Raw genomic sequence first — 18,998 nt, 5'->3', positions numbered from 1 at the left:
GCCTGTCCGACACTGATCAGCCGGACAGGCGCTGGGCGTGGCCCGCCCTCGTACCGATCAGAACTCGTCGGCGCCGCTGCGCAGTTCGTACGTCCAGTAGCCCGTCTTGGCGGCGGCCTCGTCGACGGCGATGCCGCCGGCGGGGGCCTTGACGACGATGCTGCCCTCGGCCGGGCCGTCGGCGGCGAAGAGGTTCACGTTGAAGCTCTTCACGACCTTGTTCTCCTCGTCGACGCCGCCGAGCGCGACGCGCACGTTGGCGTACGCCGGGCTGCCGGGCTTCAGGACGATCGGGGCGGCCGGCTTGCTCTTCGCGACGGCCGGGACGTCCTTGGCCGTCTGGATGTCGCCGAAGGCGATCAGCGGGTACTGGAGGAGGGTGCAGGAGCTGCCGGAGACGTTGGTGGCGGTGAGGACGATGTGCTCGGTGGGAACCTCGTCCGCCTTCGCCGCGGTGATCTTGACGTCGCCGTGGGCACAGGCCGGGGCCTTGGCGGAGGTCTTGCCGCCGGTGGAGGATCCGGTGGAGCCGCCGGCCTTGCTCGTGGAGCCGCCCGCGGTCGCGCCCTTCACCGAGGCCTGGTCGGCCGCACCGGCGGTGTCGCCCGATCCGGTGGAGCCGGTGGTGCCGGTCGTGCCGGTGGTGCCCGAGCCCGTCGAGCCGGTGCCGCCGGAGGCGGTGTCCGCCGTGCCCTTGTCCGAGGTGCCGGCGGCGGCCTGCTGCGAGCTGCTCGCGCTCCCCGCGTCCTTGGCGCCGGTGTCGCCGCCGCAGGCGGTCAGACCCAGCGAGAGGGCGGTGATCGCGGCCGCGGCCAGGACGGTGGTCTTGTGGTGGGTACGCATGGTCGTACGCATGGTGATTCTCCCCCGTGAAGCTGTAGGTCGACGCGGTAACTAGGTCCGTACTGCGTGCTGTATCCAGCTTCCGGCCCCCCGCTGCCGAACGGCTTGCGTACCGCTAACGATCCGCTGACAGCCGCGAAAGCCGCTCCGCGGCCCGCGCGGAACCCTCGGTGAACCCGGCCGCGTCGGCCGCGACGATCGCCCGTTTAAGCTGGTCAGCGGCCTCCTCAAGGCGACCTATGCCGGCCAGCGCCTCGCCCCGGACGATCTGCAACTGCGCCAGGACGACCACCGCGTCGGGTGTGACCAGTTCCCCCGCGCGAACGGTGTGGGCGAGCGCCTCGTCGTACTCGCCGGCCTTCAGGCAGTGCGTCGCCAGATGGTGGAGGGTCAGCACCTGGGTGGACGGATGGCCGGTGCGGTCGGCGAGGGAGACCGCGTGGACCATGAGCAGTCCGGCCCGCTCGTGCTCCCCGGTCGCGTCCAGGACGGCGGCGTAATTGACGTACGCGATCGCCTCGCTGACCGCGTCCCCGGCCCGGGCGGCGAGGATCGGCGCCTTCTCCAGGTGGACGAGCGCCTCGGCGTCCCGCCCTTCCTCGTGCAGCACCCAGCCGAGGAGCGCCCGCGTCCGCGACTGCGCGTCGAGGTCGCCCACGTGCTCGGCCGAGGCGAGCCCGGCCTCCAGGAGCGGCGTCCAGCCGTCCCCGATCCGCATGAGCATCAGCGGCCACTGCACGAGGGCGAGGCGCCAGGCCCGGTCGTGCAGGCCGAGGGCCGCGGCGGCGGCCACCGCGCCTTCCAGGGCGGGGCGTTCGGCCACGTACCAGTCGAGCGCCGCCGAGCGGTCCTCGAACTCCCGTGTCGCGGCGGGCCGTCGGGCGTCCGCGGGCAGCGAGTAGCAGGGCTGGGAGCCCGGTTCGGCGGCGGCGTCGGCGGCGAGTCCCGTGTAGAGGTAGTGGTCGAGGAGGCGGGGCAGGCCCTCGGGGTCGGCCTCCGGGGCGACGCTGCGGGCGTAGAGGCGCACCAGGTCGTGCGGGGTCCAGCGGCCGGGGACGGCCTCGGCGAGGAGGTGGGCGGCGGCGAGGCGGTCCAGGTCGGCGGAGGCGTGGGCGGGGGACGTGCCGGCGAGCGCGCCCGCCGCGAAGCAGTCCAGGTCGGAACCGGTGTGCAGGCCGAGCGCGCGGAACATCCGGGCGGCGGAGTCGGGCAGCTGCTGCACGGTGAGGCGCAGCGCGGCGGACACCCCGACGTCCTCCACGTCGAGGAGCGTCAACCGGACCTGCTCGTCGGCGAGTTCGCCGACCATGACGTCGAGTGTCCACTGCGGCCGTTCGGCGAGCCGGGCCGCCGTGACGCGCAGCGCGAGGGGCAGTCCGTCGCAGAGTCCGGCGAGCCGCTCGGCGGCGGCGGGCTCGGCGGCGACCCGCGCCTCGCCGAGTACGGTGGCGAGCAGGGCGGCCGAGTCGGCGGGCGGCAGATGGCCCAGCGGCACGGGCCGGGCGGCGTCGGAGGCGATGAGGCCGCTGAGCCGGTCGCGGCTGGTGACGACCGTCGCGCAGAGGTCGCCGCCGGGGAGCAGCGGCCTGACCTGCTCGGAGGAGCGCGCGTTGTCGAGGACGACGAGCAGCCGGCGGCCCGCCGTGAGGGAGCGGAAGAGCGCGCCGCGCGCGTCGGCGGCCTCCGGGATCCGCAGCGCCGGGACACCGAGCGCGAGCAGGAACTCGCGGAGGACGGCGGCGGTCTCGGGCGCCGGGGTGTCGCTGAAGCCGCGCAGATCGGCGAAAAGTCGACCGTCGGGGAAGCCGGCGCGCCGCTCGTACGCCCAGTGGACGGCGAACGCCGACTTGCCGACGCCGGCGGGTCCGGTGACGAGACAGAGGGGCGCGACGACACCGCCGACGGCCCGGTCGAGGGCGGCCAGTTCGGCGCCCCGGCCGGTGAAGCCGCGCGGCGCGCGCGGCAGCTGCTCCGGCGCCGCGAACGCGACGGACGCCTCGACCGGGAGGGGCGGGCGGGGGACGCGGGCGGCGGGCTCGGCGGAACGGAGGAGCGTCGCGTACGCCTCGGCGAGCGCCTCGCCGGGGTCCACCCCGAGCTCTTCCGCGAGCAGCCGCCGGGTGCGGTGGTACCAGTCGATGGCGTCCGACTGGCGCCCGGCGCGGCCGAGCGCCAGCATCAGCGCGGCAGCCAGGGACTCGCGCAGGGGGTGGGCGACGGCCTCGGTACGGAGGACGGCGGCGGCCCGTCCGTGCTCACCGAGCGCGCCGTACGCCGCGGCCAGGGCCTCCACGGAGGCCAGCCGAAGCTCCTCGAGCCCCCCGGCCGCCGCCTCCAGCGGCCTGCTGTGCACGGTCCCGGTGAGCGCGGGCCCCTGCCAGTACGCGAGCGCCTCGCGCAGCATCCGCACGGCGTCACCGGGATGGCGCTGCACCCCGGCGAGCGCGACGAGCTCCTCGAAGCGGTGGGCGTCGACGAGCGACTCCGGGAGGCGCAGCACGTACGCCGAGCCCTGGGTGGCGAGCTCGACCCCGTACGCCTCCGCCCCGTGCTCGGCGAGCAGCGCCCGCAGCCGCGAGACGTGCCCCTGGAGGACGGTCTTGGCGTGCGTGGGCGGCTCGTCCTCCCACAGTGCGTCGATCAACTGCTGCACGTTCACGGCGCCGTTGGGCCGCAGCAGGAGCATGGCGAGCAGAGTGGACCGCTTGGCGGGCCCCAGGGCTACGTCGCCGTTCTCCGTCACCAGCGCAACGGAGCCGAGCAGCCGGAACTCCACCTGATACCTCCGCGATCCTTGTCCCCCGTCCCCCGATCCCCAGCAGTCGAGGATACGTGGGCCGAAGGGGTCGCCCGCGACGTGGAGATCCCCGATCCCGCCCTCGCCGTCCGAATCCGCACATGGCGGTGACGTCGACGAGCCCACGCCGCCCCACTCCGACTGCAGGCCCACCCGGACACGCGGAAGGGGCCGGACTCATCAGGGTCCGGCCCCTTGGCTGCGATCAGACGTTGAAGCGGAACTCCACCACGTCGCCGTCCTGCATCACGTACTCCTTGCCCTCCATGCGGGCCTTGCCCTTCGCGCGGGCCTCTGCGACCGAGCCGCACTCGACCAGGTCGGCGAAGGAGATGATCTCCGCCTTGATGAAGCCGCGCTGGAAGTCGGTGTGGATGACGCCGGCCGCCTCGGGGGCGGTGGCGCCCTTCTTGATCGTCCAGGCGCGGGTTTCCTTCGGGCCTGCCGTCAGGTAGGTCTGGAGGCCCAGGGTGGCGAAGCCGACGCGGCCCAGGGTGGCCATGCCCGGCTCCTCCTGGCCGACCGACTGGAGGAGTTCGAGGGCCTCGTCGTCCTCCAGCTCGATGAGCTCCTGCTCCAGCTTCGCGTTCAGGAAGATGGCCTCGGCGGGGGCGACCAGCGCGCGCTGCTCGTCCTTGAAGGCCTCGTCCGTCAGCTCGTCCTCGTCCACGTTGAAGACGTAGAGGAAGGGCTTCGTGGTGAGGAGGTGCAGCTCGTGGAGGAGGTCGCCCTGCTCCGTGCCCTTGGCGATGCCCTTCGAGAAGAGGGTGTCGCCCGCTTCGAGGATCTTCTTGGCCTCGAGGACGGCCGCGAGGACCGCGACCTTCTCCTTCTGGAGGCGGGACTCCTTCGTCAGGCGCGGCTCCGCCTTCTCGATCGACTGGAGGTCCGCGAGGATCAGCTCCGTGTTGATCGTCTCGATGTCGTCCTTGGGCGAGACCTTGCCGTCGACGTGGACGACGTTCTCGTCCTTGAAGGCGCGGATGACCTGGCAGATCGCGTCCGACTCGCGGATGTTCGCGAGGAACTTGTTGCCGAGGCCCTCGCCCTCCGAAGCACCGCGCACGATGCCGGCGATGTCGACGAAGTCCACCGTCGCGGGGAGGATCTTCTGCGACGCGAAGATGCCCGCGAGGACGGCCAGACGGGCGTCCGGGACGCCGACGACGCCGACGTTCGGCTCGATCGTGGCGAACGGGTAGTTGGCCGCCAGCACGTCGTTCTTGGTCAGGGCGTTGAACAGGGTCGACTTGCCGACATTCGGCAGACCGACGATTCCGATCGTGAGCGACACGGTGGCGACTTCCTGAAGTGTGGATGGTGGGCCGATCCCCCAGTTTACGGGCGGGGTGAACCGGCCAGTGACGCCGACCTTCGGTCGATCTCGGGGGCAAGGTCACCCAAAGGGCGTGTCCCGGACCCGGTTCCCGCCCTTTCCCGACCTACGTTGGTGGGGTGGAGCAGCACAGGACAAGTCAGCCGCAAGGCCGCCGACGGCCGCAAAACCCCGTCACGCCGCCCGTGACGCCGCCCGGCGCGCTCGTGGAGGGCGCTGCCGTGGAGGGCGTGGCCGTGGAGGGCGTGGCCGTCTACCGCGTGACCGGCAGGGCCGGGCGGGGCGCCGGCGGCGCACGCGTGCAGCGGGCCGGGGCCGCGGGAGCGGCGGGCGCCGTTCCCGGGCGCGGTGCGGGGCGGCCGGGAACGGCACCCGGAGCACGGCCGGTGCCGCCCGTCGTCCTCGCCCTGCGGCGGCTCCCCTCGCCCCGGCTCACCGGGCTCGGCGCCGGGCTGTTCGCCGCCGCCGTCATGCTGGTGATCGGATTCCTCGACCGGCTGATCCTCGACGGCTCCCCGGTCGTCTTCGGGCTGCTGTTCCTGCCGGTCAGCGCCCTGGCCGCGCTGTGGGTCCGTACCGCCGACCTCGTCACCGCCCCGATCAGCGTGCCCATCGCCTTCGCCGTCGGGGTCGTCCCCATCGCGGGCGGTAGCGGTGGGCTCGGCGGCCAGGCCATGGCCGTCGTGACCGCGCTCGCCGTGCACGCCGGGTGGCTGTACGGCGGCACCCTCGTCGCCGGGCTCATCACGAGCGTGCGGAAGGTACGGGACATGGGGCGCCGCCAGCAGCGGGCCACCACCGCCGCCGCCGCCGCTGCCGCTGCCGCGGGTGAGAAGGCGAGTGGGCGGCCTTCGGCACCCGGCCGCCGCCCTGTCGCGTAGCCCTGTCACGCAAGTCCGTCGCGTCGCCCTGTCGCGTAGGCCCGTCGCGTAGCCCTGTCACGTAGCCCTGTCACGCAGGTCCGTCGCGTAGCTCCTGTCACGTAGGCCCGTCGCCCAGCCCTGTCGCGCAGGCCCGTTCGCGTAGCCCTGTCGCGTAGCCCATCGCCCAGCCCCGTCACATAGGGCTGTCGCCCAGCCCTGTCGGAGCGTTCGGTCGCGTCGCCCGGCTCGTACGGATTCGGCGGCGCCCGCCGAATCCGTGCCCCGTCAGGACTCGCCCGCCGCCATCGCCGCGCCCACGATCCCCGCGTTGTTCTGCAGCTCCGCCGGGACGATCTCCGCGCGGATGCCCTCGACGAGCGGGAGGAACCTGTCTGCCTTGCGGCTCACCCCGCCGCCGATGATGAACAGCTCCGGCGAGAACAGCATCTCCACGTGCGCCAGGTACTTCGATAGCCGGCGCTTCGCCCAGTGTTCCCAGGTGAGGTCCTCGTCCTCCTTGGCCTTCGTCGAGGCCCGACGCTCCGCGTCGTGGCCCTTCAGCTCCAGGTGGCCCAGCTCCGTGTTGGGGACGAGCCTGCCGTCGACGAAGAGGGCCGAGCCGATGCCCGTGCCGAGCGTCAGGAGGATCACCGTGCCTTTGCGGCCCCGGCCCGCGCCGAAGGTCATCTCCGCGACCCCCGCCGCGTCCGCGTCGTTCAGGACGGTCACCGGGAGGCCGCCGAGCCGCTCGCTCAGGAGAGTGCCCGCGTCGACGCCGATCCAGGCCTTGTCGACGTTGGCGGCGGTACGGATCGTGGAGCCCGTCACCACGCCCGGGAAGGTCACCCCCACCGGTCCGGTCCAGCCGAAGTGCTCCACGACCTCCACGACGCAGCCCGCCACACCGTCGGGTGTGGCGGGCTGCGGGGTCAGTACCTTGTGGCGCTCCTCGGCGAGCGCTCCGCGCTCCAGGTCCACAGGGGCGCCCTTGATGCCCGAGCCGCCGATGTCCACTCCGAAGACGTTCATGGACCCACGGTAAGGGCTGCGGCCGGGACTTACTCCTTGTGGAGTTACTCCGTGACCGCGGCGGCCGGCTCCGCCTTGCCGAGCTGCTCCGCCACCGCCCGCAGGTCCTTGTCGCGGAGCTCCTTCGGCAGCGAGAACGTCAGGGACTCGTCCGCCGTCTTGACGATCTCGACGTCCGCGTAGCCGCGCTCGCCGAGCCACGCCAGGACCTCCTGGACCAGGATGTCCGGGACGGAGGCGCCGGAGGAGAGGCCGACGCTGGTGACACCCTCCAGCCAGGCCTCGTCGATCTCGCTCGCGAAGTCGACCAGGTACGCGGCGGGGACGCCGGCCTGCTTGGCGACCTCGACCATGCGGATCGAGTTCGAGGAGTTCTTCGAGCCGACGACGATCACGAGCTCCGCCTGGCCGGCGAGCTCCTTGATCGCGATCTGGCGGTTCTGCGTGGCGTAGCAGATGTCGTCGGACGGCGGCGAGATCAGCTGCGGGAACTTCTCCTTCAGCGCGTCGACCGTCTCCATCGTCTCGTCGACCGAGAGCGTGGTCTGGGAGAGCCAGACGACCCGGGAGGGGTCGCGGACCTCGATCTTGGCGACGTCCCCGGGGCCGTCGACCAGCTGGATGTGGTCGGGGGCCTCGCCGGAGGTGCCGATGACCTCCTCGTGGCCCTCGTGGCCGATGAGGAGGATGTCGAAGTCGTCGTTGGCGAAGCGGACGGCTTCCTTGTGGACCTTGGTGACGAGCGGGCAGGTCGCGTCGATCGTCGCGAGCCGGCCCTGGCGGGCCTCCTCGTGGACGGTCGGGGCGACGCCGTGCGCGGAGAACATCACGATGTTGCCCGGCGGCACCTCGGTCGCCTGGTCGACGAAGATCGCGCCCTTCCGCTCCAGCGTCTGGACCACGTACTTGTTGTGGACGATCTCGTGGCGTACGTAGATCGGCGCCCCGTACTGCTCCAGGGCCTTCTCCACGGCGATCACGGCACGGTCCACGCCCGCGCAGTAGCCGCGGGGAGCGGCGAGCAGGACACGCTTCGGGCGGTTCGTCGCGGAGGCGGACTCGGGCGTCGGCGCGGGCGTTGCAGTCATGCGTCCCATCGTAAGGCCGCGTCGGTCAGCGGTTTGATCGGCGCCGTGGCCGAGACTGGCCGCATGGCCGAGGAACCGCAGGTCGCTGCGCGCGACGAGCACACGGATCTCCGTCGGAGCCTCGGCTTCCGCGACCTGGTCGTCTACGGGCTCCTCTTCATCGCGCCGATGGCACCCGTCGGCGTCTTCGGCACGCTCGACGCCAAGTCCCACGGGGCCGTCGCACTGGTGTACGTCGTGGCCACCGTCGCCATGGCGTTCACGGCGTTCAGCTACGCCCAGATGGTGCGGGTCGCGCCGCAGGCCGGCTCCGTCTTCACGTACGCCCGCAAGGGGCTCGGCGAGGGGCCCGGGTTCGTCGCCGGGTGGATGGCGCTGCTCGACTACCTGCTGATCCCCGCCGTGGCCTATCTCTTCGCGGGCATCGCCATGGAGGCGCTGGTCCCGGAGGTGGACCGGTGGGTGTGGACCGGGATCGCCGTGGTGGTCACCACCCTGCTCAACCTGTGGGGTGTCCGGGCCGCGGCCCGGGTCGGCTTCGCCGTGCTCGCGATGGAGATCGTGGTCCTGCTGGTCTTCGTCGTGTCGGCGGTGGTGGTGCTCGTACAGGACGGGCCGCGGCGCGACTGGTGGTCGCCGCTGACCGGTGACGCCTCGTTCTCGGCGGCCGCGGTCCTCGGCGCGGTGTCCGTGGCGGTCCTGTCCTACCTGGGCTTCGATGCGATCGCCTCCTTCGCGGAGGAGGTCACGGGCGGTTCGGCGAAGGTCGCGCGGGCGGTGCTGTTCTGCCTGGCGCTGGCGGGCGTTCTGTTCGTGGCGCAGACCTGGCTGGTGGCCCTGCTCGAGCCGGTCTCGTCGGCCGAGCTCGCGGCGGATCCCGCGAAGCAGGGCTCGGCCTTCTACGACGCCGTGGAGGTGTCGGTCGGCAGCTGGCTGCACGATCTCGTGGCCGCCTCGAAGGCGATCGGCGCGGCCTTCGCCGCCCTCGCGGGGCAGGCGGCCGGCGGCCGGCTGCTCTTCGCGATGGGCCGCGACCGGCGGCTGCCGCACGTCCTCGCCCGTACGGACTCGGGCGTGCCGAGAGTGGCGCTGCTCGTGTCGGCGACGGTGACGATGGTCGCGGCGCTGTGGGCGGCGCGGCGGGACGACGGCCTCGACCACCTGGTGTCGGTGGTCGACGTCGGCGCGCTGACGGCGTTCGTGCTGCTGCACGCGAGCGTGGTGGGGTGGTTCGCGGTACGAAGGGCGGAGGGGCCGCCGAACTGGCTGAAGCACGTCGTCATGCCGGTCGTCGGGGCGGCGATCCTGATCGCGGTGATCGTGGAGGCCTCGGTCGCCGCGCAGGTGGTGGGCGTGGTGTGGCTGGGGGTCGGGCTCATCGTCCTGGCCGTGCAAGGCACGACACGGACGCCCGCGCGGCCCTGACGCCGTCGGACGCGCACCGCCGCCCTCGCGTTGCCGGACGCGTTGCCGTCCCCGTTCTCGTACGCGCTCCCGCCCGCGTTCTTGCCGCCCCGTTCTCGTACGCGCCGCCGTCCCCGTTCTTGCCGCCCCGTTCTCGTACGCGCCGCCGTCCCCGTTCTTGCCGCCCGTTGTCGTACACGTTGTCGTACTGCGCCGTTACGCTCGGTCCATGGCTCTGACTACGTCCGCCGAAGCACCGCTTCCCGTCGGTGAGGTCTCCCGGCTGATCGGGGGCTGGATCGACCGCCTCGGAGCGATCTGGGTCGAGGGGCAGATCACGCAGCTGTCGCGGCGCCCCGGGGCCGGGGTCGTCTTCCTGACCCTGCGGGATCCCTCGTACGACATCTCCATCGGCGTCACCTGCTACCGCCAGGTCTTCGACTCGGTCGCGGACCTGGTGTCCGAGGGCGCCCGGGTCGTCGTGCACGCCAAGCCCGAGTGGTACGCGCCGCGCGGGCAGCTGTCGCTGCGGGCCGTGGAGATCAAGCCGGTCGGCATCGGCGAGCTGCTCGCCCGGCTTGAGCAATTGAAGCGGAGCCTCGCGGCCGAGGGGCTCTTCGCGCTCGACCGGAAGAAGCCGCTGCCGTTCCTGCCGCACCTGATCGGGCTCGTCTGCGGACGCGCCTCGGCGGCGGAGCGGGACGTCCTGGAGAACGCGCGGCGCCGCTGGCCGGCCGTCCGCTTCGAGGTGCGGAACGTCCCGGTGCAGGGCGTGAAGGCGGTCCCACAGGTCGTCCAGGCGGTGAAGGAGCTCGACGCCCACGACGACGTGGACGTGATCATCGTCGCCCGGGGCGGCGGCAGCGTCGAGGACCTGCTGCCGTTCTCGGACGAGCAGCTCGTGCGGGCCGTCGCCGACTGCCGTACGCCGGTGGTCTCCGCGATCGGGCACGAGCCGGACTCCCCTCTCCTCGACCTGGTGGCCGACCTGCGGGCCTCGACGCCCACGGACGCCGCCAAGAAGGTCGTCCCGGACGTCGGGGAGGAGCTCGACCGGGTGCGCGGGCTGCGGGACCGGGCGCTGCGGACCGTGCGGGGGCTCCTGGAGCGGGAGGAGCGCGGTCTCGCGCACGCGCTCGCGCGGCCCGTCATGGAGCATCCGCAGCGGATGGTCGAGGTCCGCGAGGACGAGGTCGACGCGCTGCTCGCGCGGAGCCGGCGGGTCCTTGGGCACCTCCTGGACCGGGCCGACTCGGAGCTGTCGCACACGCGGGCGCGGGTCCGGGCGCTGTCGCCCGCCGCGACGATGGAGCGGGGGTACGCGGTGCTCCAGCGGGCGGACGGCGCGGTGGTCCGATCCCCCGAGGAGGTCGCGGAGGGCGAGGAACTGCGGGCCAGGGTCGCCGAGGGCGAGTTCGCGGTGCGACGCGTGGGCGGGGACGTGGCCGGCCCGGCCTGACCAGGTCCTGAAGATCATCAGAGTGAAGTGGCACGGAGGGTGGAGCACATGGCAGCCGGTACGGAAGAGGCGGCGCTCGGGTACGAGCAGGCGCGGGACGAGCTGATCGAGGTCGTGCGGCGGCTGGAGGCGGGCGGGACGTCCCTGGAGGAGTCCCTCGCGCTCTGGGAGCGCGGTGAGGAGCTGGCGAAGGTCTGCCGGCGGCGGCTTGAGGGCGCGCGGGCCCGGCTGGACGCCTCCCTGGCGGCGGAGCGCGCGGCCGAGGCGGAGGCGGCGGGTGGGGGCCCGGGCGGAGACGAGTAGCCCTGACCGGGCGGCGCCTACCCGCGCCGTACCGGCGCCCTAGCCGGCGGCGCCCTACACGTGCCCTGACCGGGCCCTGCCCGCGCCCTGCCTCGCCCTGCCTGTGCCGCCGGGTCCTTGCCCGTGCCGTGACCGGCGCCCTGCCAGCGCCCTGCCGGGTCCTGCCCGTGCCCTGGCCGGCGCCCTGCCGGGTCCTTGCCCGTGCCCTGGCTGGCGCCCTGCCCGGGCCCTGCCGGGCCCTGCCGGGTCCTGGCGTAGACTCCAGAGTGAAGCGGATCACTATCCGGATGGATTGGTTGAAGTTTCACCAATCATGCGCGTACTGTCGAGGACATCGCTTGATCCGCAGTCCGGAAGGTACGCAGCATGTCTCTCGTCCTTGACCCCGCCGCCCAGGACCTCCTTTTCCGCGAGGCCCGCACCGCCAACACGTTCGCCGACGAGCCGGTGACCGACGAGCAGGTTCAGGCGATCTACGACCTGGTGCAGTACGGTCCGACCGCCTTCAACCAGACCCCGCTGCGCATCACCCTGGTCCGCTCCCCCGAGGCCCGCGAGCGCCTGGTCAAGCACATGGCCGAGGGCAACCAGGCGAAGACCGCGTCCGCCCCGCTGGTCGCGATCCTCTCCGCCGACAACGAGTTCCACGAGGAGCTCCCGGCCCTGCTCCCGCACTTCCCGCAGGCCAAGGACATGTTCTTCTCGGAGCGCCCGGTCCGCGAGCAGTCCGCCGTGCTGAACGCCGCCCTCCAGGCCGCGTACTTCATCGTCGGCGTCCGCGCCGCCGGCCTCGCCGCCGGCCCGATGACCGGTCTGGACTTCGCCGGCCTCCAGAAGGAGTTCCTGGACGCCGACCACACCCCGCTGATGGTCGTCAACATCGGCAAGCCGGGCGAGGACGCCTGGTTCCCGCGCTCCCCGCGCCTGACCTACGACGACGTCGTCACCACCGTCTGAGCCTGAGCGCACACCGCCTGACGGCACACGAGAAGGGCCCCGCACTCACGGAGTGCGGGGCCCTTCTCGTACGCCTCGTGCGCCTCTCGTACGCCTCGGGTGCCCGTCAGGCCTTGTGCGGCTTGAGCGAGCCCGCCATCTCCGCCAGCCGGTCGAAGGACGCCGTACCGGTCACGACGGTCGTCGCGCCGCCGTCCGTACGGACGAGCGCGTCGTACTTCGGCCCCTCCCAGCGCTGCCAGACCTGGCCGGCCACCGTCCGGGTCCTGCCCGTGTTCTTCGCCTCGTGCGTGACCTCGGGCACGTACTCGCCCGGCGCCGCCGTCGACTGGTGGATCGCCACGTACTGCGTGTCCGGGGAGAGGAAACCGAGCTGCCAGGCGTCGCTCTTCTCGCGCTTGTACGAGACGACCGTCGCCTTCCAGTCCGCCCCGAGCCCCTCGGGCGCCAGCACCGGATAAGGCGCCGCCCGCTGGGCCGTCAGGAGCTCGACGCGGTAGTCCTTCGCCTTGACCGGCGCCGCGCTCTCGTCGTGCGGGATGAAGAGATACATCACTCCCGCAGCGACCATGATCACCCCGAGGGACTGGAACATCCCTCGTACCGTCTGCCTACCTCGCATACCTGCCACGCCCCACATGGTCGCATCAGGGTGTCGCGCTCAAACGTGGGCCCCTCTGCTCATTTTGTCGACGTACCGATAGAGTCGGACCACCCTCGTTTTTCCGGCCGTCGCCGTTCCCGGCCGTCGCCGTACAGAAAGGTGCGCTTCGATGACCGAGAGCCATCACCTGCCGCCCGAGCTCGTCGTCTCCCCCGAGGCCCCCGACCGGAACCTCGCCCTTGAGCTGGTCCGCGTCACCGAGGCCGCCGCCATGGCCGCCGGCCGCTGGGTCGGCCGCGGCGACAAGATCGGCGCGGACGGCGCGGCGGTCAACGCCATGCGGACCCTGATCTCCACCGTCTCGATGAACGGCGTCGTCGTCATCGGCGAGGGCGAGAAGGACGAAGCCCCGATGCTCTTCAACGGCGAGCGGGTCGGCGACGGCACCGGCGCCGAGGTCGACATCGCCGTCGACCCGATCGACGGCACCACGCTCAACGCCAAGGGCATGCCGAACGCGATCGCCGTCCTGGCCGCCGCCGACCGCGGCACCATGTTCGACCCGTCCGCGGTCTTCTACATGGACAAGCTGGTCACCGGCCCCGAGGCCGCCGACTTCGTCGACATCAACGCCCCCGTCTCGGTCAACATCCGCCGGGTCGCCAAGGCGAAGAACTCCTCGCCCGAGGACATCACGGTCATGATCCTGGACCGCCCCCGTCACGAGGGCATCGTCAAGGAGATCCGCGAGACCGGGGCCCGGATCAAGTTCATCTCGGACGGCGACGTCGCCGGTTCGATCATGGCCGTCCGCGAGGGCACGGGCGTCGACATGCTCATGGGCGTCGGCGGCACCCCCGAGGGCATCATCTCCGCCTGCGCCATCAAGTGCCTCGGCGGTGTGATCCAGGGCAAGCTGTGGCCGAAGGACGAGGCCGAGCGGCAGAAGGCGCTCGACGCGGGCCACGACCTGGACCGGGTGCTCTCGACGAACGACCTGGTCAGCGGTGACAACGTGTTCTTCGTCGCGACCGGCATCACCGACGGCGAGCTGCTGCGCGGTGTGCGCTACCGCGCCGAGACGGCGACGACGCAGTCGCTGGTCATGCGCTCGAAGTCCGGCACGATCCGCCAGATCGACTCGACGCACCGGCTCTCGAAGCTGCGCGCGTACAGCAAGATCGACTTCGATCGCGCCAAGTAGGCCGAACGGCCCGCTGATCCGACGACGGGTCGACTCGGCGAGCAGCCGAACGACTGAGCCACTCAGCGGCTGAGCCACTCAGCGGCTGAGCGGCTCAGCGGCTCAGCGGCTCAGCGGCGGAATGGCCGAATCGGGGTGCGGCCGACATCGGCGCACCGCTGAGCCGTCGCCTCGGTCCACGGCCGAGCCACGCCCGAGCGGAACGGCACGAAAAGGGGCGCCCCCATGTGCGGTGGGGGCGCCCCTTCCCGTACGGGCCGCGTCGGCGTCCGCTCCCCTGTCAGCCCGCCTGGGCGATCCGTCCGTCGGTCGCGGACGCCTTCCTCAGCTCCACCTCGCGCCGGCGGCGCCTGGCCAGGACCACACGGCGCTCCGCGGCGGTGAGCCCGCCCCACACGCCGTACGGCTCGGGCTGGAGCAGCGCGTGCTCCCGGCAGTCGATCATCACGGGACAGCGGGCGCAGACCCGCTTGGCCGCCTCCTCCCGCGCGAGCCGCGCGGCGGTCGGCTCCTTGGAGGGGGCGAAGAACAGCCCGGCCTCGTCCCGGCGGCACGCCGCCTCCGCGTGCCAGGGGCCGGCCTCGTCCTCCCGGACAGGTGTGCGCTGAGGGGGCACGGCGGCGACCTGGAGGGGCTGATGCGGCAGTGGCAGCACGGTCTACTCCTGACGACGGCTTCGCGAGCGAGCGGCGATGCAGCAGCCCTACCCGCTGTGCGCGCGCCTATGCACTGCGTACCGCGCCGTTCCGCACTGCGGATACCTCAGGACGAATTCCGGTCACCTGCCGGCCCTGGAGATCGCCCCGGCGCCCGAGCGGCGCCCGGAGGCCGTCCGAAGCGGCGTCCGGAGCCCGTCCGGAGGCCGTCCGGAGCCGCGCCCGGAGCCCGTCCGAAGGCCGTCCGCAGCCGCGCCCCGGAGCCCGTCCGGAGCCGCGCCCCGAGCCGCGCCCTGAGGCCGTCCCGAGCGGCGCCCGGGGTCAGTGGCCGAGGTGTTTGCGCAGCTTGCCCTGGAGGTCGGTGATCCACTTGCCGCGCTTGGGCCTCGCCTCGACGTTCCCGAAGACCGAGTAGCCGTTGACGACGACGACCGGGGCCTGCGGATCGACGCCCTCCAGGGTCACCACCTCGAAGTTGCCGAAGACTCCGCTGCCGTTGCCGCGCAGGCTGATGTTCTCCGGGACGCGCACCTCGACGTTCCCGAAGATCGACGTGGCGTTGATGGTGGTCAGGCGCTGCGCGAAGATCGCCTCGGTCAGATCGATCTCGATGTTCCCGAAGAGCGCGAACGCGTTCGTCCTGCGGCCCACCCGCCACCGGCCCTTGCGGGTCGTGCTGGAGAAGATCGCGACGAGGCTGTCCGCGGCGACGTCGGGGTCGCCCGGATCGTAGTCGTACGCCGGTTCCGGCTCCCGGCGGCTCCGGGGGCTCGGCAGGTCGCTGACGATCGGCTCCAGCTCTCCGACGGTCTTGGCGCGGTAGACGGCGTCGATCCGGTCCGAGTGCTCCTCGGGATCGATCCGGCCCTCGGCCAGGGCGTCCCTGAGGATGTCCGCGATCCGGTCCCGGTCCGCGTCGGATGCCCGCAGCGAGCCTCGCGGGTCGGCGAAAGCGGTCTCGGCCGGGGCGGGTTCGGCGGGCGCGGCCGACCGCTGCGGCTGCGGCTGCTTTTCGGGTTCGGGCTTCTTTTCGAGGTCCACGGAGTCAGCCTAGCGAAACGCGATAGATCGCGACCAGGGGCGGGGCCGGACCTGTGGAGGACGAGACGAACGGGCAGACGGAAACGACCCCCGCGGAAGGAACACGCCACATCGGCGCGATCCCGGTCGCTAGTGAGCCTTACCTCACAGGATCGGGGCCGCGGCCGCGCTCTACGCTGGAGGAGGCACCGCCAATGGAGGCGGCGCCGCCGTCTGCCGAGTGAGGAATGGCTGCCGTCATGCCAGAGTTTGCGTACTCCGATCTGCTGCCCCTGGGAGAGGACACCACGCCCTACCGCCTGGTGACCTCCGAAGGTGTCTCCACCTTCGAGGCCGACGGCCGTACGTTCCTCAAGGTCGAGCCCGAGGCGCTGCGCACGCTCGCCGCCGAGGCGATCCGCGACATCCAGCACTTCCTGCGCCCGGCCCACCTGGCCCAGCTGCGCCGGATCATCGACGACCCGGAGGCGTCGAGCAACGACAAGTTCGTCGCGCTCGACCTCCTCAAGAACGCGAACATCGCGGCCGCGGGCGTCCTCCCCATGTGCCAGGACACCGGCACCGCGATCGTCATGGGCAAGCGCGGTCAGAACGTGCTGACCCCGGGCCGCGACGAGGAGGCCCTGTCGAAGGGCATCTACGACGCGTACACCCAGCTCAACCTGCGGTACTCGCAGATGGCCCCCGTCACCATGTGGGAGGAGAAGAACACCGGCTCGAACCTGCCCGCGCAGATCGAGCTGTACGCGACCGACGGCGGCGCGTACAAGTTCCTCTTCATGGCCAAGGGCGGCGGCTCCGCCAACAAGTCCTTCCTCTACCAGGAGACGAAGGCCGTCCTCAACGAGGCGAGCATGATGAAGTTCCTGGAGGAGAAGATCCGCTCGCTCGGCACGGCCGCCTGCCCGCCGTACCACCTGGCGATCGTCGTCGGCGGCACGAGCGCCGAGTTCGCGCTCAAGACCGCGAAGTACGCGTCCGCGCACTACCTGGACGAGCTGCCCACCGAGGGCTCGGCCGAGACCGGCCACGGCTTCCGCGACACGGAGCTGGAGGAGAAGGTCTTCGAGCTGACGCAGAAGATCGGCATCGGCGCGCAGTTCGGCGGCAAGTACTTCTGCCACGACGTCCGCGTCGTCCGCCTCCCCCGCCACGGCGCCTCGCTGCCCGTCGCGATCGCCGTCTCCTGCTCGGCCGACCGCCAGGCCGTCGCGAAGATCACCGCCGAGGGCGTCTTCCTGGAGCAGCTGGAGACCGACCCGGCGCGCTTCCTGCCGGAGACGACCGACACCGAGCTGAACGGCGGCTCCGCCGCGGGCCTCTCCGAGGAGAGCGACGTCGTCACCATCGACCTGAACCAGCCGATGGACGACATCCTCGCCGAGCTGACCAAGTACCCGGTCAAGACCCGGCTGTCCCTCAACGGCCCGCTGGTCGTGGCGCGCGACATCGCGCACGCCAAGATCAAGGAGCGCCTGGACGCGGGCGAGGAGATGCCCCAGTACCTGAAGGACCACCCGGTCTACTACGCGGGCCCGGCCAAGACCCCCGAGGGGTACGCCTCCGGTTCCTTCGGCCCGACGACGGCCGGCCGCATGGACTCGTACGTGGAGCAGTTCCAGGCGGCGGGCGGCTCGAAGGTCATGCTGGCCAAGGGCAACCGCTCGCAGCAGGTCACGAACGCCTGCGGCAGCCACGGCGGCTTCTACCTCGGCTCGATCGGCGGCCCGGCGGCCCGGCTCGCCCAGGACTGCATCAAGAAGGTCGAGGTCGTCGAGTACGAGGAGCTCGGCATGGAGGCGGTCTGGAAGATCGAGGTCGAGGACTTCCCTGCCTTCATCGTCGTGGACGACAAGGGCAACGACTTCTTCCAGAACCCGGCGCCCGAGCCGACCTTCACGCACATCCCGGTGCGGGGTCCCGGCCTCGGCTGAGCCGTTCCGCGCGACGTCCCGACGACGCCCCCGTTCCGTACGTACGGAGCGGGGGCGTCGTCGCGTACCCGGACCGCGGGTGTCGTCGCGTACCCGGACCGGGGGGTGTCGTCGATCTCCGCTCAGAAACTCGCTACCGACCGGTAGACCTCCCGTTACCTACCGGTCAGTATTGGCCGCGAGCATGTCAACCACTGAGCCGGTAGACCCCTCGGGAGCCCCCCATGCCCTCCGCACCCCCCACCACCCCCACCGCCCCGTCGTCCGCCCGCAGGCGCGTCGCCGCCGGCGCCACGGGCGCGCTGGCCCTGACGGCGTTCCTCGTCGTCGGCCCCGCGCCCGCCGCCTCCGCGGCCGACCCGGACACCCACCTGGTGTCGACCGCCGCCCTCGCGGACGTGGACTACGCGACCTGGCGCAAGGACGTGGCCGCCGTCGTCGCCGAGGCCCGCCCGTACATCGAGGAGCGCGCGAAGGACGCCGGCAGCGAGAAGCAGGCGATCGTCCTCGACATCGACAACTCCTCCCTGGAGACCGACTTCCACCCCTTCTGGGAGCTGCCGACCCCGGCCATCGCGGACGTCCGTGACCTGGTCCAGGACGCCCACGACAAGGGCGTGGCGGTCTTCTTCGTCACCGCCCGCCCCGGGATCATCCACTCCCTCACCGACTGGAACCTGAAGCGGGCCGGATACCCCGTCGACGGCCTGTACGTGCGCTCGCTGCCCGACCTGTTCGCCGAGGTCAGCGCGTACAAGACCGAGAAGCGCGCGGAGATCGAGGCCAAGGGCTACACGATCATCGCGAACATCGGCAACAACACCACCGACATCGTCGGCGGGCACGCCGAGCGCGCCTTCAAGCTGCCCGACTACGACGGCAAGCTCTCCTGACGGAGCTCCCACAGGCCCTAGGGCCGGGTGAGGTGGAACTCCAGCCGTGAGTAGGCCCCGTCCGGGGTCGAGCGGATGTGGCCGCTCACGTCCTTGAAGTCGCCGGTCCCGCCGGTGACGGCGATGTCGAACGGGGCGGGCTGCTGCTCGCCCGAGTCGATCGGGAGGAGCGTCTGGCCGGCGATCTGCCCGCGCTGGCCGGCGGGGCCGCCGGTCAGGACGAAGCTGCCCACGCACAGCAGCTCGCCGGGGGTGTCGGCGCGCACCACGGTGCAGGTCACGCCGTCCCGGCCGAGCTGCTCGCCGCCCTTGGACCTGAACAGGTCCTCGGCGAAGACGAAGGAGTCGCCGACTTCGGGCGCCGGAGCGCTCTCCTCGCCCTCGTCGCCGGAGATGTCCTTGGCGTAGAGGGTGAAATCGAGGGCCACGGCCTGGGTGTCGACGGCGGACGGGGCTGCCGAAACCGGGGCTGCGGCGCCGAAGGCGACGAGCGCGACGGTCGCCGCGCCGAGCGCGCCGATCCTCCTGAAGCTTCGGGACATGACCTGCCTCCTCGCGGGTGGTGGATCTCCCTCTCGGCTCGCTTC

17 protein-coding genes are annotated in these 18,998 nt (G+C 72.0%); 8 read left to right on the top strand and 9 right to left on the bottom strand.

Translation table 11 applies throughout. The features are described 5' to 3' along the window. Window positions 1–57: 57 nt before the first annotated feature. The 3 genes from ACFWWU_RS11475 to ychF all read right to left on the bottom strand — a co-directional run bounded on the left by ACFWWU_RS11475 (window position 58) and on the right by ychF (window position 4,934). The gene (locus ACFWWU_RS11475; protein ID WP_384142492.1) at window positions 58–855 is read right to left on the bottom strand and encodes a DUF4232 domain-containing protein; all 798 of its coding nucleotides are present in this window, start codon (window positions 853–855) and stop codon (window positions 58–60) included. Window positions 856–958: 103 nt separating this feature from the next. Then, window positions 959–3,619, bottom strand: coding sequence for a BTAD domain-containing putative transcriptional regulator (locus ACFWWU_RS11470; protein ID WP_384142489.1), 2,661 nt, complete (start codon window positions 3,617–3,619; stop codon window positions 959–961). A 226-nt stretch (window positions 3,620–3,845) separates the two neighbouring features. Beyond that, complete coding sequence (ychF, locus tag ACFWWU_RS11465; protein WP_384142486.1) at window positions 3,846–4,934, bottom strand: redox-regulated ATPase YchF; 1,089 nt, start codon at window positions 4,932–4,934, stop codon at window positions 3,846–3,848. A gap of 341 nt (window positions 4,935–5,275) precedes the next feature. On the opposite strand from ychF, the gene ACFWWU_RS11460 reads away from it, so the two are divergent. Then, on the top strand, window positions 5,276–5,857 hold the full coding sequence (locus tag ACFWWU_RS11460; protein WP_384142890.1) for a DUF6542 domain-containing protein: 582 nt from the start codon (window positions 5,276–5,278) through the stop codon (window positions 5,855–5,857). Window positions 5,858–6,124: 267 nt separating this feature from the next. On the opposite strand, the gene ppgK is transcribed toward ACFWWU_RS11460, so the two are convergent. After that, window positions 6,125–6,868 carry a polyphosphate--glucose phosphotransferase gene (gene ppgK / locus ACFWWU_RS11455; RefSeq protein ID WP_384142483.1) on the bottom strand — a complete coding sequence of 248 codons (744 nt, stop codon included), beginning with the start codon at window positions 6,866–6,868 and terminating at the stop codon, window positions 6,125–6,127. 44 nt (window positions 6,869–6,912) lie between these two features. After that, entirely contained in the window at window positions 6,913–7,965 is a 1,053-nt protein-coding gene (locus ACFWWU_RS11450; RefSeq protein WP_384142480.1) for a 4-hydroxy-3-methylbut-2-enyl diphosphate reductase, read from the bottom strand. Window positions 7,966–8,019: 54 nt separating this feature from the next. Here ACFWWU_RS11450 and ACFWWU_RS11445 point away from each other — a divergent pair, with 54 nt between their 5' ends. The 4 genes from ACFWWU_RS11445 (at window position 8,020) to ACFWWU_RS11430 (ending at window position 12,079) form a co-directional block, all read left to right on the top strand. Next, window positions 8,020–9,381 (top strand): APC family permease, encoded by a 1,362-nt coding sequence (locus ACFWWU_RS11445; RefSeq protein ID WP_384142477.1) that lies wholly within the window; start codon window positions 8,020–8,022, stop codon window positions 9,379–9,381. Window positions 9,382–9,589: 208 nt separating this feature from the next. After that, window positions 9,590–10,819, top strand: a complete 1,230-nt coding sequence (gene xseA, locus ACFWWU_RS11440; protein WP_384142474.1) for an exodeoxyribonuclease VII large subunit — start codon at window positions 9,590–9,592, stop codon at window positions 10,817–10,819. A 48-nt stretch (window positions 10,820–10,867) separates the two neighbouring features. Beyond that, window positions 10,868–11,122 (top strand): exodeoxyribonuclease VII small subunit, encoded by a 255-nt coding sequence (locus tag ACFWWU_RS11435; protein WP_384142471.1) that lies wholly within the window; start codon window positions 10,868–10,870, stop codon window positions 11,120–11,122. Window positions 11,123–11,488: 366 nt separating this feature from the next. Next, entirely contained in the window at window positions 11,489–12,079 is a 591-nt protein-coding gene (locus ACFWWU_RS11430; RefSeq protein ID WP_384142468.1) for a malonic semialdehyde reductase, read from the top strand. Window positions 12,080–12,185: 106 nt separating this feature from the next. Here the strand turns inward: ACFWWU_RS11430 and ACFWWU_RS11425 are convergent, their stop codons facing one another. Further along, a complete protein-coding gene (locus ACFWWU_RS11425) occupies window positions 12,186–12,719 on the bottom strand; it encodes a DUF4245 domain-containing protein (RefSeq protein WP_384142465.1) in 534 nt (177 codons plus the stop codon). A 133-nt stretch (window positions 12,720–12,852) separates the two neighbouring features. Here ACFWWU_RS11425 and glpX point away from each other — a divergent pair, with 133 nt between their 5' ends. After that, window positions 12,853–13,887, top strand: coding sequence for a class II fructose-bisphosphatase (gene glpX, locus ACFWWU_RS11420; RefSeq protein ID WP_024760872.1), 1,035 nt, complete (start codon window positions 12,853–12,855; stop codon window positions 13,885–13,887). 280 nt (window positions 13,888–14,167) lie between these two features. Here the strand turns inward: glpX and ACFWWU_RS11415 are convergent, their stop codons facing one another. Together ACFWWU_RS11415 and ACFWWU_RS11410 are read right to left on the bottom strand one after the other, a co-directional pair. Further along, window positions 14,168–14,542: a WhiB family transcriptional regulator gene (locus tag ACFWWU_RS11415; protein WP_384142462.1), complete on the bottom strand. Its 375-nt coding sequence runs from the start codon at window positions 14,540–14,542 to the stop codon at window positions 14,168–14,170. 322 nt (window positions 14,543–14,864) lie between these two features. Continuing rightward, window positions 14,865–15,584 (bottom strand): DUF1707 domain-containing protein, encoded by a 720-nt coding sequence (locus ACFWWU_RS11410; protein ID WP_384142459.1) that lies wholly within the window; start codon window positions 15,582–15,584, stop codon window positions 14,865–14,867. 239 nt (window positions 15,585–15,823) lie between these two features. On the opposite strand from ACFWWU_RS11410, the gene ACFWWU_RS11405 reads away from it, so the two are divergent. Then, window positions 15,824–17,518 carry a fumarate hydratase gene (locus ACFWWU_RS11405; RefSeq protein WP_384142456.1) on the top strand — a complete coding sequence of 565 codons (1,695 nt, stop codon included), beginning with the start codon at window positions 15,824–15,826 and terminating at the stop codon, window positions 17,516–17,518. Window positions 17,519–17,742: 224 nt separating this feature from the next. Further along, window positions 17,743–18,411, top strand: coding sequence for an HAD family acid phosphatase (locus ACFWWU_RS11400; protein ID WP_384142453.1), 669 nt, complete (start codon window positions 17,743–17,745; stop codon window positions 18,409–18,411). Window positions 18,412–18,428: 17 nt separating this feature from the next. Here ACFWWU_RS11400 and ACFWWU_RS11395 read toward each other — a convergent pair whose 3' ends face one another. Continuing rightward, entirely contained in the window at window positions 18,429–18,953 is a 525-nt protein-coding gene (locus tag ACFWWU_RS11395; RefSeq protein WP_384142450.1) for a hypothetical protein, read from the bottom strand. Window positions 18,954–18,998 lie beyond the last annotated feature (45 nt).

Origin of the sequence: Streptomyces sp. NPDC058650 (genome assembly GCF_042717315.1) — a bacterium.
Lineage (GTDB): Bacteria > Actinomycetota > Actinomycetes > Streptomycetales > Streptomycetaceae > Streptomyces.
Note: the sequence above shows the minus strand (reverse complement) of the source record. Positions and strands in the feature narration are given on the sequence as shown.

Excerpts from the sequence above, each read along its gene's own strand:
- ACFWWU_RS11395 (WP_384142450.1), bottom strand. The coding sequence starts at position 18,953 with ATGTCCCGAAGCTTCAGGAGGATCGGCGCGCTCGGCGCGGCGACCGTC.
- ACFWWU_RS11475 (WP_384142492.1), bottom strand. The coding sequence starts at position 855 with ATGCGTACGACCATGCGTACCCACCACAAGACCACCGTCCTGGCCGCG.
- glpX (WP_024760872.1), top strand. The coding sequence starts at position 12,853 with ATGACCGAGAGCCATCACCTGCCGCCCGAGCTCGTCGTCTCCCCCGAG.
- ACFWWU_RS11400 (WP_384142453.1), top strand. The coding sequence starts at position 17,743 with ATGCCCTCCGCACCCCCCACCACCCCCACCGCCCCGTCGTCCGCCCGC.
- ACFWWU_RS11425 (WP_384142465.1), bottom strand. The coding sequence starts at position 12,719 with ATGTGGGGCGTGGCAGGTATGCGAGGTAGGCAGACGGTACGAGGGATG.
- ACFWWU_RS11445 (WP_384142477.1), top strand. The coding sequence starts at position 8,020 with ATGGCCGAGGAACCGCAGGTCGCTGCGCGCGACGAGCACACGGATCTC.
- ACFWWU_RS11430 (WP_384142468.1), top strand. The coding sequence starts at position 11,489 with ATGTCTCTCGTCCTTGACCCCGCCGCCCAGGACCTCCTTTTCCGCGAG.
- ACFWWU_RS11435 (WP_384142471.1), top strand. The coding sequence starts at position 10,868 with ATGGCAGCCGGTACGGAAGAGGCGGCGCTCGGGTACGAGCAGGCGCGG.
- ACFWWU_RS11405 (WP_384142456.1), top strand. The coding sequence starts at position 15,824 with ATGCCAGAGTTTGCGTACTCCGATCTGCTGCCCCTGGGAGAGGACACC.
- xseA (WP_384142474.1), top strand. The coding sequence starts at position 9,590 with ATGGCTCTGACTACGTCCGCCGAAGCACCGCTTCCCGTCGGTGAGGTC.
- ACFWWU_RS11450 (WP_384142480.1), bottom strand. The coding sequence starts at position 7,965 with ATGGGACGCATGACTGCAACGCCCGCGCCGACGCCCGAGTCCGCCTCC.
- ppgK (WP_384142483.1), bottom strand. The coding sequence starts at position 6,868 with ATGAACGTCTTCGGAGTGGACATCGGCGGCTCGGGCATCAAGGGCGCC.